The 15431-nt window shown below is 59.5% G+C and carries 9 protein-coding genes; 4 read left to right on the top strand and 5 right to left on the bottom strand.

Annotation, left to right across the window (positions count from 1 at the left end; translation table 11 throughout):
- Positions 1-1575 (top strand): ABC transporter ATP-binding protein, encoded by a 1575-nt coding sequence (locus CLU80_RS00565; RefSeq protein WP_099756456.1) that lies wholly within the window; start codon positions 1-3, stop codon positions 1573-1575.
- Positions 1576-1732: 157 nt separating this feature from the next.
- Here CLU80_RS00565 and CLU80_RS00560 read toward each other — a convergent pair whose 3' ends face one another.
- Both CLU80_RS00560 and CLU80_RS00555 read right to left on the bottom strand, forming a co-directional pair.
- Positions 1733-2050 carry an SCP2 sterol-binding domain-containing protein gene (locus CLU80_RS00560; protein ID WP_007912567.1) on the bottom strand — a complete coding sequence of 106 codons (318 nt, stop codon included), beginning with the start codon at positions 2048-2050 and terminating at the stop codon, positions 1733-1735.
- A gap of 49 nt (positions 2051-2099) precedes the next feature.
- Positions 2100-2810, bottom strand: a complete 711-nt coding sequence (locus tag CLU80_RS00555) for a histidine phosphatase family protein (protein ID WP_095047836.1) — start codon at positions 2808-2810, stop codon at positions 2100-2102.
- Positions 2811-3014: 204 nt separating this feature from the next.
- Here CLU80_RS00555 and sohB point away from each other — a divergent pair, with 204 nt between their 5' ends.
- On the top strand, positions 3015-4046 hold the full coding sequence (sohB, locus tag CLU80_RS00550) for a protease SohB (RefSeq protein ID WP_093430860.1): 1032 nt from the start codon (positions 3015-3017) through the stop codon (positions 4044-4046).
- Between the two features lie 62 nt (positions 4047-4108).
- Here sohB and CLU80_RS00545 read toward each other — a convergent pair whose 3' ends face one another.
- Both CLU80_RS00545 and CLU80_RS00540 read right to left on the bottom strand, forming a co-directional pair.
- Positions 4109-4603 (bottom strand): DUF934 domain-containing protein, encoded by a 495-nt coding sequence (locus CLU80_RS00545; protein ID WP_093430863.1) that lies wholly within the window; start codon positions 4601-4603, stop codon positions 4109-4111.
- Positions 4587-6245: a nitrite/sulfite reductase gene (locus CLU80_RS00540; RefSeq protein ID WP_095126375.1), complete on the bottom strand. Its 1659-nt coding sequence runs from the start codon at positions 6243-6245 to the stop codon at positions 4587-4589. The genes CLU80_RS00545 and CLU80_RS00540 overlap by 17 nt, the downstream gene beginning before the upstream one ends.
- A 525-nt stretch (positions 6246-6770) precedes the next feature.
- On the opposite strand from CLU80_RS00540, the gene CLU80_RS00535 reads away from it, so the two are divergent.
- Positions 6771-7844 carry an ABC transporter substrate-binding protein gene (locus tag CLU80_RS00535; RefSeq protein ID WP_099756455.1) on the top strand — a complete coding sequence of 358 codons (1074 nt, stop codon included), beginning with the start codon at positions 6771-6773 and terminating at the stop codon, positions 7842-7844.
- Between the two features lie 5 nt (positions 7845-7849).
- Here CLU80_RS00535 and CLU80_RS00530 read toward each other — a convergent pair whose 3' ends face one another.
- The gene (locus CLU80_RS00530; RefSeq protein WP_016983294.1) at positions 7850-8068 is read right to left on the bottom strand and encodes a DUF2970 domain-containing protein; all 219 of its coding nucleotides are present in this window, start codon (positions 8066-8068) and stop codon (positions 7850-7852) included.
- A gap of 249 nt (positions 8069-8317) precedes the next feature.
- Between CLU80_RS00530 and CLU80_RS00525 the strand changes: the two genes are divergently transcribed.
- Positions 8318-15427, top strand: coding sequence for an NEL-type E3 ubiquitin ligase domain-containing protein (locus CLU80_RS00525; RefSeq protein ID WP_286079686.1), 7110 nt, complete (start codon positions 8318-8320; stop codon positions 15425-15427).
- The last annotated feature ends 4 nt before the right edge of the window (positions 15428-15431 follow it).

The following is a 15431-nucleotide window of genomic DNA, read 5'->3' as shown; positions in this document are numbered from 1 at the left end:
ATGCCCGAACATCTGATCGAAATACGCGACCTGCGCGTCGCCTTCAATGGCCAGTCTGTGGTGCACGGCATCGACCTTGATATCCGCCCCGGCGAATGTCTTGCGCTGGTCGGGGAATCCGGCTCCGGTAAATCGGTGACGGCGCACAGCATTCTGCAATTGCTTGACCCGGCCATCACGCAGATTGATGGCAGCATCCGCTATGTTGGCGAGGAGTTGCTTGGCGTACATGAGCGCTACTTGCGCCAATTGCGTGGCAACCGCATCGCGATGATTTTTCAGGAGCCGATGAGCTCACTGAACCCTTTGCACACGATTGAGCGGCAACTGGGCGAAAGCCTCGCGCTGCACAAGGGGCTGGCCGGGGCGGCGGCGCGTCAGCGAATTGTGCAATTGCTCGAACTGGTGGGCATTCAACGTCCGCGCGAACGGCTCAAGGCTTATCCGCATCAATTGTCGGGCGGTCAGCGACAACGGGTGATGATCGCCATGGCGCTGGCCTGCGAGCCACAGTTGTTGATTGCCGACGAGCCGACCACTGCGCTGGACGTGACCGTGCAACGCAAGATTTTGTTGCTGCTCAAAGAACTGCAGGAGCGCCTGGGAATGGCGCTGTTGATCATCAGTCATGATCTGAATCTGGTGCGCAATATCGCTCAGCGGGTGGCAGTCATGCGTGGAGGATTGATCGTCGAGCAGGCGCCTTGTGAACAGTTGTTCAGCACGCCGCAGCATCCTTACAGCATTGAGTTGCTCAACGCCGAGCCGGGTGGCGAGGCGTTGTGTCGGGAACCCGCTGAGGATTTGCTGGAGGTGCGCGATCTCAATGTGCGCTTCCGTTTGGGCGGTGGCTGGCTGCGCGCGAAGTCTTGGTTGCACGCGGTCAACGGCATTGATTTGAATCTTCAGCGCGGCAAAACCCTGGGCATTGTTGGCGAGTCCGGTTCCGGCAAGTCGACGCTGGGCCAAGCGATTCTGCGTTTGCTGGATGCCCAGGGCAGCATCCGCTTTCAGGGCGAGGCGCTGGAGCACTTGAGCGGCAAGCAACTCAGGCCGCTGCGCAAACGTCTGCAAGTGGTGTTTCAGGATCCGTTCGGCAGCCTCAGTCCACGTTTGTGCGTGGAGCAGATCATCGCCGAAGGTTTACAGGTGCACAGTGATTTGAACGCCGATGAGCGTGAGAGGGCGGTGATCGAAGTGCTGCGTGAAGTCGGTCTTGATCCGGCCACCCGCCATCGCTATCCCCACGAGTTTTCCGGTGGTCAGCGGCAACGCATCGCCATTGCCCGGGCGCTGGTGCTCAAGCCTGACTTGATCCTGCTGGATGAGCCGACCTCGGCACTGGATCGCACGGTGCAAAAACAGATAGTCGCGTTATTGCGGCGTTTGCAGGCGGAACACGGCTTGACCTATCTGTTCATCAGCCACGACCTGGCGGTGGTGCGCGCGTTGGCCCATGACTTGATTGTGATGAAGGACGGTGAGGTGGTGGAGCGTGGCGAGACGAATGCGCTGTTTCATGCCGCGCAGCATCCGTATACCCGAGAGTTGCTGGCCGCTTCGTTCACCGGGTAACCCTGTAGGAGCTGTCGAGTGAAACGAGGCTGCGATCTTTTGACTTTGCGTTCTAAAAAGCCAGATCAAAAGATCGCAGCGTGCCGCAGTTCCTACAGGGCCGAAACGCAAAAATCCCGCCACTGGGGGCGGGATTCTTGTGTCACTGAACGCGCTATTACGACGGGAACAGCTCGGACAGTTTCATCGACAGCATCATGTCGCCTTCAACGCGCAGCTTGCCGCCCATGAAAGCCTGCATGCCGTCGGTTTCGCCGCTGACGATACCTTTCAGGGTTTCGCTATCCAGTACCAGCGTGCAGTTGGCGTCCGGGTTCTCGCCTTCCTGGATATCGCAGGTGCCGTCTTTGACGATCAGCGAGTACTGCTTGTCTTCGTCAGTGATGTTGAAACCGAAAACCAGATCCAGACCGGCAGCAGCGGCTGGGTTGAACTTGGCTTGCATTGCTTTTACGGCATCGGCTACGGAGGTCATGGTTCGATCCTTATGGGTTGATTACAGCAAGGTTCACAGTTAACCGGACTCAGCGGAAAGTGATGAGTTCCGGTGCCTTCAACAGCTGCAGGTGTGCATGACTGTTGAAGGAGGCCAAAGCCACCTCGCGACCGCGGAACTTCAGCTGGTTGAGCGAGGTGTTGACGATTTGCCAGTTCAATTCAAAGGCCTGTCTGGCAGGCATTTGCGTAATGAGGTGGAGCAGGGCGGTGATGGTGCCGCCGGAGGTGAACACGGCGATTTTCTGTTTGTCGCCGGCCTGTTCAAGGATTCGGTGTAACCCGGCCTGAACCCGTTCGACGAAACCCAGCCAGCTTTCCAGCCCCGGGGTGTCAAAAGTGCCGGCCAGCCAGCGCTCGATGATCAAGGCGAAAATCCGTTGGAATTCGCCACGGTTCTGTGCGGCGTTGCGCAGGATGTCGAGGGCTTCCGGCTCGTCCGCCAGCATGTCCGGGAGCAGCGCACGAATGACCGCGTCGGCATCGAATTCGTTGAACGCAGAATCGGTTTCCAGGGTCGGCACCGGCAGGCCTTTGGCGGCGTATTGCGCCAGCGCGCTGGTGGCCGTGTGCTGTTGGCGACGCAGGTCACCGGCGAGGCAGCGATCGAAGCTGATGCCCAGTTCAGCGAGGTGCTGACCGAGGATTTCTGCCTGACGCACACCGGTCGGCGACAGGACGTCATAGTCGTCTGCACCAAAGGAGGCCTGGCCATGTCGTATCAAGTAGATGCTGCCCACGTCCGCGTCATCCCGGTACGTTGAAGGTTGTGGCGAGGTTATGAGGATGACGGGTAGCTGTCAATGAAAAAACATACGCTTGTTTGAAATGCCTGTTACAGGGGTGTTGCCAGAGGTTTCACGGCTGGCCGACAAGCCGACGCATGGGTATGCTGGAGCCATCCCGCGTGTGTCTCACATCCGCGCATCGTTTAAGGAGTCTTTGTGGAGTTTTTCACCGAATACGCCAGCTTCCTGGCCAAGACCGTCACCCTGGTAGTTGCCATTCTGGTGGTGCTTGCCAGTTTTGCCGCATTGCGCAGCAAGGGCCGGCGCAAATCGGCCGGTCAGTTGCAGGTCAGCAAACTCAATGATTTCTACAAGGGCCTGCGTGAGCGCCTGGAGCAGACGTTGCTCGACAAGGATCAGCTCAAGGCTTTGCGCAAAGGCGAAGCCAAGTCCGAAAAAAGCGCGAAAAAGCAGAAGAAACAACCTGACGCCAAATCCCGCGTATTCGTCCTCGATTTCGACGGCGACATCAAAGCTTCCGCCACCGAAAGCCTGCGCCACGAAATCACTGCGTTGCTGACGCTCGCCACGCCAAAGGACGAAGTGGTCCTGCGTCTGGAAAGCGGCGGCGGCATGGTTCACAGCTATGGTCTGGCATCATCGCAACTGGCGCGTATCCGCGAGGCCGGCGTACCGTTGACCGTGTGCATCGACAAGGTCGCGGCCAGCGGCGGCTACATGATGGCGTGCATCGGCGAAAAGATCATCAGCGCGCCGTTCGCGATTCTCGGCTCGATCGGCGTGGTTGCACAGCTGCCCAACGTCAACCGCTTGCTGAAGAAACACGACATCGACTTTGAAGTCCTCACCGCCGGTGAATACAAGCGCACCCTGACCGTGTTTGGCGAAAACACCGAGAAGGGCCGGGAGAAGTTTCAGGAAGACCTGGACATCACCCATCAACTGTTCAAGAACTTCGTGGCCCGCTATCGCCCGCAACTGGCGATTGACGACGTGGCTACCGGTGAAGTCTGGCTCGGCGTCGCGGCGCTGGATAAACAACTGGTCGATGAACTAAAGACCAGTGATGAATACCTGGCCGACCGGGCGAAAAAGGCTGAGGTCTACCACCTGCACTACGCCGAGCGCAAAAGCTTGCAGGAACGTATTGGCATGGCCGCCAGCGGCTCGGTCGACCGCGTACTGCTGAGCTGGTGGAGTCGTCTGACCCAGCAGCGCTTCTGGTAATTCGAGCAGGCATAAAAAAACGCCGGTCACATGACCGGCGTTTTTTTGTCCGCAGCAAACCTTCAGCGGCGACGGAACAGCGGCAGCGGTTCGTCGGTGGCGGCCTGATAGGTCACCGAAAAGTCCTTGAGACCTTCCAAAGCTTCGTACGGGTCTTTGTCCGCACGCACGGCAAAGGCGTCGAAACCACAGCGGTGCATGTAGAACAGCTGATCGCGCAGCACGTCACCAATCGCCCGCAGTTCACCTTTGAAACCGTAACGGTCGCGCAGCAGGCGGGCGTTGGAGTAGTTGCGGCCGTCAGTGAAAGCCGGGAAGTTCAGGGCAATCACCTGGAACTCGGCGACGTCTTCACCGATTTCCTCGGCTTCTTCGTCGGCGTCCAGCCACACACCCAGACCACCGTCGCGAGCCTTGAGCATGCGACTGTGTTCACGCCACAGTTGCAGCGGCACGATCAGGTCGTCGCAGTTGCTGATCTCGTCGATGTTGAAATCCTTGGGCAGCAAGTGCCAGGTTTCGTCGACGACCGCGTTGTTCTTAATGATTCGCTGCATAGACGCGTTCCTTGAAGAGGTCGATGCCAATACGCTGGTAGGTGTCAATGAAGCGCTCGTCTTCGGTACGTTGTTCAACGTACACGTCGATCAGCTTCGAGATCACGTCCGGCATGGCTTCCTGGGCGAAGGACGGGCCGAGGATCTTGCCCAGGCTCGCATCACGGCTGGCACTGCCGCCGAGGGAGACCTGATAGAACTCTTCGCCTTTCTTGTCCACCCCGAGGATGCCGATGTGGCCGACGTGGTGGTGACCACAAGCGTTCATGCAACCAGAGATGTTCAGGTCCAGTTCACCGATGTCGAACAGGTAGTCGAGGTCGTCGAAGCGACGCTGGATCGACTCGGCAATCGGGATCGACTTGGCGTTGGCCAGCGAGCAGAAATCACCGCCAGGGCAGCAGATGATGTCGGTCAGCAAACCGATGTTAGGCGTGGCGAAACCGCCTTCACGCAGCTCACCCCACAGGGCAAACAACTGGCTTTGCTCGACGTCGGCAAGAATGATGTTCTGCTCGTGCGAGGTGCGCAGTTGACCAAAGCTGTAGCGGTCGGCCAGATCGGCGACGGCGTCGAGCTGTTTGTCAGTGATATCGCCCGGGGCAACGCCGGTTGGTTTCAGCGACAGGGTCACGGCCACGTAACCCGGCTTTTTGTGCGCCAGGGTGTTGCGGGTGCGCCAGCGAGCGAAGCCTGGATGTTCTTTGTCCAGCTCGGCCAGTTGCGCGGTCTGGTTGTCCAGCGCCTTGTAGTCCGGGTCGACGAAGTGCTTGGCGACGCGATGCAGTTCAGCCTCGGTCAAAGTGGTCTGGCCACCGCGCAGGTGTTCCATTTCCGCATCGACTTTCTGTGCGAACACTTCCGGCGTGAGCGCTTTGACGAGAATCTTGATCCGCGCCTTGTATTTGTTGTCGCGACGGCCGTAGCGGTTGTACACGCGCAGGATCGCGTCGAGGTAGCTCAACAGGTCCTGCCACGGCAGGAATTCGTTGATGAACGCGCCGACCACCGGAGTACGACCGAGGCCGCCACCGACCAGCACACGGAAACCCAGCTCACCAGCGGCGTTGTGCACCGGCTCAAGGCCGATGTCGTGAACTTCAATGGCCGCACGGTCAGCGGTCGAACCGTTGACGGCGATCTTGAACTTACGCGGCAGGTAGGCGAATTCCGGGTGGAACGTGGTCCACTGACGAACGATCTCACACCATGGGCGCGGGTCGATCACTTCGTCGGCAGCGACACCGGCGAACTGGTCGGTGGTGACGTTGCGCAGGCAGTTGCCGCTGGTCTGGATCGCGTGCATCTGCACGGTGGCCAGTTCAGCCAGAATGTCCGGGATGTCTTCCACCGCCGGCCAGTTGAACTGCACGTTCTGCCGCGTACTGATGTGGGCGTAGCCCTTGTCGTAGTCGCGGGCAATCTTGGCCATCATGCGCGTCTGACGCGAAGTCAGCTGGCCGTAAGGCACCGCCACACGCAACATCGGCGCGAAGCGCTGGATGTACAGGCCATTTTGCAGGCGCAGGGGGCGGAATTCTTCTTCGCTCAGCTCACCTGCCAGATAGCGTCGGGTCTGATCACGGAACTGCTTGACGCGGTCCTCGATGATCCGCTGATCGTACTCGTCGTATACGTACATATAAGTCCTGTTCTCAGGCTTGGGCCATTCGGAGTAGCACTGCGTTTTCGCTTGCTGGAGTCCGATTGTGCCTCTGCAATTCTGCGCGCACGGCCGCGCACTCCCTAACGGAGCCGGGGCAATATACCCGTTTGCAGTTATGCGCAAAAGTGATGTTTGAGTATATGTAAAGAACCAAATCGCCTAACGAGAATGGCTGTCAACTAACCCACATTTGTCGTGCGGACAATCATCGTCTTAACTGTGGTCGAGTCTTTCTGCAATCACCGACAAAACCGACAAGAGGCGATGCAATGAGCAATCCGACCAAGGCAAGAAAAAGCGACAGCAGTGTCGATGCGTGGGCCATTTTGTTCCTGATCATTCTCGTAGTAGGGACAGCGGTATTCTGGGTCAGTCATCAGTAAACGACCCATCCGGGCCCGCTTCCGACAGATTGTCGGACAAAAAACGGGATCAGGCATCAATAGCCGGTGGAACGAGGGCTATAATGCGCGGCCATTTTTCCTTGGGCCTGGATGCTTCATGTTCAAGTTTGTCCACATCAGTCTTCTGTTGTTCGGCGCGCTGTTTCAGACCGGCGCGCGGGCAGAGTCTGTGCTGTTTTTGAATCCGGGCTCGACGCAGGAAGCGTTCTGGGTCAGCTATTCGCAATTCATGCAGGCGGCCGCTCATGATCTGGGCATCGATCTGCAAATTCTCTATTCCCAACGCCAACCCGAACTGACCCTGGCTCAGGCGCGCATTGCGTTGCAGGGGCCGAATCGTCCCGAGTACCTGGTGTTCGTCAACGAACAATACGTCGCCCCGCAAATTCTGCGCCTGGCCGAGAACAGCGGCGTGAAGCTGTTTATGGTCAACGCGGCGCTGACACCTGACCAGCAAGCGCTGGTCGGTGAGCGGAACGACCGCATCGGCAGCCTGGTGCCGAACGACGAGGAGGGTGGTTACCTGATGATGAAGGAACTGATCCGCCTGCACCCGCCGACGCCCGCTGCTGAGCCGATTGAAGTGTTGGCATTCTCCGGGTTGAAGGTCACCCCCTCGGCGCAATTGCGCGAGCGCGGCATGCAGCGAGCGCTGGCCGAACACCCACAGATGCGTCTGCGCCAATTGGTCTACAGCGGCTGGACCCAAGAGCGCGCCTATGAGCAGGCCAAACAGCTGTTTGCCCGCTACCCGAAGGTGTCGCTGGTGTGGTCGGCCAATGATGAAATGGCCTTCGGCGCGATGCGCGCTTACGCCGAGACCGGCAAAGTCCCCGGCAAAGATGCCTTGTTCAGTGCGGTCAATACCTCACCGGCGGCCTTGCAGGCGTTGGTTGACGGGCGTTTGAGCGCGCTGGTCGGCGGGCATTTCACCCTGGGTGGCTGGGCGTTGGTCGAGTTGCATGATGTTGAGCAAGGCGTCGATTTGAATCACTACGGCGGCCGTGACCGGCAGATTCCCTTGTTGCAATTGATCGACAAAGCGCACGCCCGGCAAATGCTGGCCATGGGCACGTCGCCGGACTACGGCGTGAATTTCCGCAAGCTCTCGGCCAAGGGGCAACCGGCGTCGTATCGCTACCCGTTCACCTTGCAGACCCTGATGCGCTGACCGCGTCAGACCCCGGCGAAATGCAGCACCAGTTTGACGATGGCAAACAGCGTCAGCGCAAACACCGCCGTGAACAGAATGCCCAGCATCACGAAATGGCTGGGTTTGCCATGGGTGAAGTCCCTTGCCCGGTTCTTGCCGCTCTGCACCCCGAACGCCGCCGCCATCACGCTGTGCAGCATCTGCCAGAAGGTCGGCGGTTTGTTGTCGACTGGATCGTCCATAAATCCCTCCGCTGAAAGTTGTGCCTCTCAAGCATAGTCAAATAGCGCTCGGCTGTTCGCAGACACGTCGTTACAACTGCTATAACCCTGTACCGCTCAACCCACCGATACAAGTGATGTGCTGTCGCTCCATTTATAGGAGCAATGTATGTCCCCCGATTTCCTTATTCCTCAAGCCACGGACAAGCCTGCACCACCGCCTGCTACCGAGAGCCTGCACGGGCCTTTTCTGGAGGCTGCGGTGCCGCCATGGCTGATCGGTGCTTCTGCCCTCAGAAGGCCGAGTTCAAACAGGCGAGGACCGTCCTGCCGCACTGGTATAGCGCGATGGCACCGGCACAACGTCGTATTTTGCATGAAACCTACAGACACAGTTTCAGCACGCAAACGCGATTGGACCAGACCATGGCGGCGTTCAAGGACATTGATGCGTTCGCCCGACCCATGCTGATGCAGGCGCTGAAAAGCCGTTTTCAGGTCGAGGTTGATGTCGACAAAACCCTGTTATGCCTCCGGCGACCCATACGCGCCGGTATCCTCGGCGAGGAAATCGGAACTTACGAATCCTTGACGCTCCCTTTGCTGCAGGCTGCGCTGCACAACTTTGAAAGTGACGAATGTCGGTACGGGGCGTTTCACCACAGCTCCGGGTTTGCAATCCAGAACCCTGCCACGGAGGTCCACATGGCTGTGCCGGTAAACGTGTCGGTCAGAAACTTTCTTGGCCTGTGCCGTGAACTGGATATCGGTGCGAAGTATCAGGCCTATCTCGATTCGTTTTTCCATCCCAAAAAACCCAAGGCCGAGGCGAGGTTGCGCCGGCGGTTCATTGCCAGCCAAAAATCAGCCATGCGCGCGGCGGCTGATCGAGCTTTGTTGACCAAGGACATTCTGCCGGAAGACCACGCGATGATCATTTCTGTCATCAGAGGTGAGCGACATCCCAGAATCGGTCGCAATCAGGTCTGGTTTCAGGACCTGAGCCTGATGAGGCACAGGTTGGTGGGGTGTGTTGCGTTCAAGATCGCCGAAAGGAATCGCCCCACCGAGGCAGTGATTCTTTACGTGCCGAATGATCCCGTACATCCGCTGAAGCGCTATACCGGCACACAAATGCAGAGCACCTTCAAGCGGCTGCTTACCGCTCGCGTTCAAGGGCAGTCGCCAGACATCGGTCCGACGCCTTACCAGCGGTTTTTGAGCCAGTTCTTGCCCTACGAAAAACGTCCTTACTATTTCAGCCAGTTCGTGAAGGTTGCCGACTCTGCGGCCGATTGGCTGACGTCGCCCTGGCGCAAAATACTGGAAGTCACACTGACCGCTGTCGAGATCTGGAAAACCTCACCCAAATACGAGAAGAGGGTGCCGGAGCCCGATCCTTATATTGCCGCCACGTTGAGGCCTCACGTGCAGGCTTTTCCCTGGGCTGCCAATTCCGACCTTTGGACCTATCTCTACGAAAAGCACCGCGAGAAGGTCTTCGCGGATGCCCGCTGCCACGCGGTTCCAACCGCCGACGCGGACGCCAGTGCACGAAACGCCAAACTGTCAGGCCTGCTGCAATTCGGACTCCTGGCGCTGAATGTGGCGTCGATGTTTGTGCCGGTGTTGGGCGAGATCATGCTCGTGGTGATGGCTGGCCAGTTGTTGTTCGAAACCATCGAGGGCGTGGTCGAATGGAGCGAGGGTGACAGGCACGCCGCCAAGGCGCACTTGGTGGATGTGGCGGAAAACCTCGCGCAGATCGGTGTAATGGCGGCTGCCGGCGCGGGTTTCAGATGGCTGACGGCGGTAAAAGCGGAGCCGCTGATGGAGCAACTGCACCCCGTGACTTTGCCCAGCGGCGAAACCCGATTGTGGAAGCCCGACTTCACTGGCTATGAACAGCACCTTACGTTGAGTGGATCAGTGCGGCCGAATGCACAGGGGCAGTACCGGATCGACGGCAAAATCTGTTTTCGCCACGGCGGAAGGTTCTACGAGCAGATACTCGACGAGTCAACCGCTCAATGGCGGCTCAAACATCCCACAGATGCCGACGCTTACCAGCCCGTCCTGAGTCATAACGGTCAGGGCGCCTGGCGGCTGGCGCTGGAACAGCCGATGAACTGGGAGCGACTGACACTGCTGCGGCGCATGGGGCACATCACCGATGACTTCAGCGATGAATCCCTGCTGATGCTGGCCGATATCAGCGCCGTCAGTGACAACGCCTTGCGCAAAATGCACATGGATCATCTGCCGCCACCTCCCGAATTGCACGACGCGATGCGTCTGTTTCGCGCCGATAGGGGAGCCAGGCAAATGATCGAGCAACTGCGCGGAGCGAGGCCCATTGATGAGGGGTATCTGTACGCACTGCCGTTGGTCACCGAAATGCCACACTGGCCGGCCGATCGGATACTGGAGTTTTTCGTCGGTGCCGAGGGCGAAGGATCGTCGACTCGGTACGGTACGCAGACAACCCTGCCCGGGTTTGATCCCAAACCGGTCATCCGTATCAGCCGTGCGCAGGTATTGAACGGAGAAATGCCTGCGCGAATTCTGGCAGCGCTGCAGGAAAACGAAGTAGGCCAGCTACTGGGCCCGGCCGACGCGCAGTTTCGTCCAGCGAGGCCAGACGCATTCAGTCGCAGGCTCGCCGATTATGCCCATACACGTCAGTCGGCCATTTTCGACAGTCTTTACAGAGGCAGCGAACCGCTCGGCATACGTGGGCGCATGCTGCAGCGTGAATGTCCCGGACTCAGCGATGCGGCCGCACAGGATGTGCTCGATCATGCAACGGCGGCGGAACTGGCCCGAATGGACGCTACCGGGCGATCCCCCTTGAAAATGCTCGAAGAGGCCCGCTGGCATGCTCGCCAAGGCCGCCAGGTTCGTGCGTTCGCCGGTTTGCACAGCGAGACCCTGGCTTCAGCAGACAGCCGAAGGCTGGCACTGTTTGCTCTGGAACAGTTGCCAGGATGGCCGCAGACATTGCGCCTGGAAATTCGCGAGGGCAGCACAACCGGCGCAGTGCTCGACAGCGTCGGTGAGCCAGCGGCACCGGTCAAACGCTATCTGGTCAAGAATGGGCCTGCTTATCAGGCCTTTGGTGATCGCGCAGAAGCGCTCAGCAGGATGTCGGGTGCAGAGGACAGTTTCTATCATTCGCTCCTGCAGGCGCTGCCCTATGACATACGCCTGGCCATTGACTTGCCGGAAGGAAGCCCTGGCAGCGAACTGCAACATAAAATTATCGGCTCGGCCCATGCTCATCGGCGTCAAGCTGCGCACGTTCTCGCGCCGCAAGCCAAAGCGTTCAAACCACCGGTGCGGGTGAGCGCAAGGCTCAAGGGCTATTATGCCAGTGGCCGTGGCCCAAGCCTTGCGCCATCGCTGGAGTCACGGGTGGCGCATCTCTATCCGGAGGCGCGGCAGGCCGAGGCGTTCCTCACCCAGCAACGCGGCAGAAGTAATGCGCAGATCTTCCGCGAACTGGAATTCCGTCGGTTGGATTGGGAAAGACTCGATACCACCCTTGAGCAATGGCAGGCCGGCCCGACCGGGAGTCGGGCTGCGCTGCACAGGGCGCAAGTTGCTCAGGCACTCAGAAATGCCTGGCGCAATGGCCCGTTGGCCGGGCAAGTGGTGGAAGCCGGGCGTCTCTCGCTGGTATGCGATACGCCGTTGCCTGCGCTCTCCACACGTTTTGCCCATATCAATGAACTGTCCGTGGCGGGGCTGGGCATAACGGATACCCATGCGGACGGTTTTCTGGTGGCCTTCCCGAATGTCACGGATTTGTCGATCGGCGAGCTGGGGCAACAGACTGATCGCCCCACGTCTGTGGCCGGCGCGCTGACGACCCTGCCGGAGGCGGTCGGCCGGATGCCCGGACTGACCCGGCTGCGTTTTTCCACCGATGCGGCGTTACTGGCGCCAGGCTTTTCTCAACGGCTCAGCTCGCTTGTCAGGCTGGAAGCGCTGCGCATCGATTATTCAGGAGTCGACTCAGCCACCCTGCATGAACTTGACCTGACGCCCTTGACCCGCCTGCGCAGCCTGCGCATTGACGCGCCCCGTGCCTTGTGGCGATGGCCCGCGTACGTCGAGCGCCTTGAGCATCTTGAGCGTCTGGATTTGACGCATACGTTGATAGAGACGCTGTCCGAATCGCTGTATCACGATCACGAGCAACTTTGGGCCGGGCTGGCGCTCGACTGGTCGAGGGTGACCCCGGCGACCTTCCGGCGCGCTTACGAATACGTCAGCCAATATTCCGGCCCACTGGGCCACCTGCTCGATCTGCATCAGATGGTCGGCGAGTTCTGCCGCGCCGAGCTCGATACGATGGCGCCAATGCCGAGTTTCACTGACCCGTTATCCGAAGCGTTCAACGCGACCTGGGTGACACCGCAGGCAAGAGTTACCGCCATCGAACAGCTTCGGGCGGAGCATGAAGCCATTTTCGCTGCGTTCTACACACCTGCCTTGCGGCATGGAACACGCTATGCTGCCCTTCGGCGGCAATGGTCCATGGGGCCCAACGCCGACGTTGTGAACGCGCTCAAGACCAACTGGTATGGCACGGTTCGCCAACGGTACGGCCTGACCGCCAACGTGGCGACATTTGAACTGCCGGTTACCCGATCAGGCCAAGCCGTATTGACGGCTGCAGACTTGATCACCGAGTTGCCGCCACTGCCGGCAGGCAGTTTCTCCCACGTGCGTACACTGCGCCTGGGGAGGCTGGACGTCCCCATTGAACAGGCTCGGCACTTTCTCCGCGCATTCAGTCATGTCGAATCACTTGAATTCAGCGGTAATACCTTCACCGAGCTGCCCTTTGCGGCGGATGAGCTGTCAGCGCTGACGCATCTGGATGCATCGGGCAACAGGATTGAGGTAACGCCTGTTGTGCAGCGGCAGATCAACGGGTTGCAGCGTCTCAGTAGGTTGAATCTGAGTAACAACCCGCTGGGCAACATCGATGTCAGCCTGTTGAGCCGATTGCGTGCCCTGGGCCTGAGATCGACGCAGTTGCGTGCCTGGCCCGCCGGTGCCGAAAACCTGCCTCGGTTGGCGTGGCTCGACCTGCGAGACAACTGGATCTCGTCACTGCCACCGTCGGTGTTGACCCATCCCGACGCGCTGATGAGAGCCAACCTGGCCGGTAACGTATTCAGTCCTGAGGGTGAAGCAAGCCTGCACGGGGCGCTGCAGCGAATCGAGCAGCAAAGGGGCCTGGGGCCGGGCACGCTGGCACGATTCGCTGCAGAACCGGTGCCGGAGCTTTTCCCTCCTGCGGAAACAGGCTGGTCGTTTATCGACCTGATGTTATCGCTTCCAGAAGCCGCGACGGTGCTTCAAGGGCAAACGGGGCCCTCGGCGCAGTTGCAACGTTTGACTCGCATCATGCCGGTCGAGCAAGCGCGACTTCACTTGCAGAATCTGCGGGCGTCGGGGGCGAGCGATGCGCAGATCGAAGCACGGATCACCGAATGGCAGCACCTTTGCGAGGCATTGGTCCGTCGAGCGAATGACTGGCTGTATACCCGCGAAGTGCGCACGGACACGTACAGGATCAATGTGCGAGACCGATCGGTCGCGGCGAGGCGCCTCTTCGAAGCCTGGCTGGACGGACTCACAGAGCATGTCGACAGAGCCCGGCTGGACCTGGATTTCCAAGGCCTGCAAACCGGTGATTTGCCGGAGCTGGCAGTTCCGATCCCTGCAGTCAGAACGCTGGATCTGAGCGGTGTGGGCATGACCACACGGGGTTCGGATGGGTTTCTCAGGGCTTTTCCCCACGTCGAAATCTTGTATATCAGTGGCAATCCCCTGGTGTCGGTGCCTGGGCCGGTCCTGCGGATGCAGCATCTTGAACGCCTGGAGATGCAGTATTGCGATCTCGCGGACGCGACGGACCTTTACCCGTTGATGGCCCGTGCGCGCCTTCGCAGGCTGGATGTCGGCTACAACGAACTTCGGGTATTCAACCCGCCCGACTTTGGCGCCGTCCAGACTCTGGACTTGCGCTATAACCACCTGACCGCATGGCCTGGCCGTGTATTCGAGGCGCCGCAGTTGCACAGCTTGGACCTGAGCGGCAACGAACTCACCCACATTCCCGGGGAATTGTTCAACGGCGAACACGAGCGTCTGATCCAGGGGACCAATCTCTCCGAGAATCGACGCTTGTCCCTTTCTGCTTTGCAGGACATGCGCCGCTATGCGCGTGAGCAGTCGGCGTTGCACGTGCTGGGAATGTCACGCCGAAACATTGAGACGATGATCGACACACACCTTTTCGGCGATCTGTTCGGTGGCGCAGAACCGGTCGGCATTCCCGAAGACGCCGCCGGCAATGTGGACTTGGACGATCCTGACGCCGCTGTGCTGCCTGTCGAAGAGGTCCTGGATCCGGTCAACGATGTGGCACCGAGATCAAGAGATCCGTGGCTCCAGCACAGCGATGTGACGCTCGCGGCTCGCAGAGCGGACATTTGGGGGCAACTGGCGCGAGAACCCGATCACCAGCGTTTTTTTCAGCTGCTGCGTTTGTTGCGCGACACGGACGACTTCCGGCTGGTACCGGCCGACCTGACGCGCAGAATGTGGGATGTCATGCAAGCAGCCACGGAGAACAGCGAATTGCGCCAGTTGCTGTTTCTCGGCGCTGAAAGCCATGGCACGTGCCCGGACGGGCGGATTCTGACATTCAGCGATCTGGAAGTGCGGGTGTCGGTGTATCGGGCACTGCACGACATCCCGGTGCATCGAATGGCGCTAAGGGGCCGGGCGTTATTGCGTCTGTCCCGGCAATTGTTTCGTCTGGACAGGATCGAGACGCTGGCTGACGCCGCAGGGCGGGGCAGGGATCGTGCCGAGGTGCGCCTGAAATATCGCATCGGTCTGACCGGTGGTTGGGGCGATGGGGTGGATCTGCCCGGGCAGCCGACATACATGCTCTATGACGTACCCCTCAGCGGTGAACTGCTGAATCAGACCCGGGCCTCGATCCTCGAGGCGGAACGAACTGACGCACTGCCACTGAGCATGATCGCCCGCGATTACTGGATCACCTATCTGGAGGAACGCCTTCCGCTGGAGATGCAGGCGATAGACTCCGCGGTTGATCAGCAACGCCAAGAGCGCTGGAGTGTGTTGGATGATCGACTTTCTCGGGGTGAAATCGATGCGCGACAGTACGATCGGGAACTGGAAGATTTGGGCAAGGCGATGGAACGGCTGCTCACCCAGAAACGGCTCGAGCTGACACGTCGGGAGATCATCGATCTGCAGAGTTTTGCCGATGAGGCCGAAGAAGGTGATCGAGTCACGCCGAAACCGGGACCATCGAGCCGCCCTTGACGGG

It is taken from the genome of Pseudomonas sp. 29 (assembly GCF_002754355.1).
Lineage (GTDB): Bacteria > Pseudomonadota > Gammaproteobacteria > Pseudomonadales > Pseudomonadaceae > Aquipseudomonas > Aquipseudomonas neuropathica.
The sequence above is the reverse complement of the archived record's forward strand: the minus strand, read 5'-3'. Positions and strand labels throughout refer to the sequence as shown.

Coding starts and splice junctions, on each gene's coding strand:
- CLU80_RS00565 (WP_099756456.1), top strand. CDS start 1: ATGCCCGAACATCTGATCGAAATACGCGACCTGCGCGTCGCCTTCAAT.
- CLU80_RS00560 (WP_007912567.1), bottom strand. CDS start 2,050: ATGACCTCCGTAGCCGATGCCGTAAAAGCAATGCAAGCCAAGTTCAAC.
- CLU80_RS00545 (WP_093430863.1), bottom strand. CDS start 4,603: ATGCAGCGAATCATTAAGAACAACGCGGTCGTCGACGAAACCTGGCAC.
- CLU80_RS00540 (WP_095126375.1), bottom strand. CDS start 6,245: ATGTACGTATACGACGAGTACGATCAGCGGATCATCGAGGACCGCGTC.
- CLU80_RS00535 (WP_099756455.1), top strand. CDS start 6,771: ATGTTCAAGTTTGTCCACATCAGTCTTCTGTTGTTCGGCGCGCTGTTT.
- CLU80_RS00530 (WP_016983294.1), bottom strand. CDS start 8,068: ATGGACGATCCAGTCGACAACAAACCGCCGACCTTCTGGCAGATGCTG.
- CLU80_RS00525 (WP_286079686.1), top strand. CDS start 8,318: ATGGCTGATCGGTGCTTCTGCCCTCAGAAGGCCGAGTTCAAACAGGCG.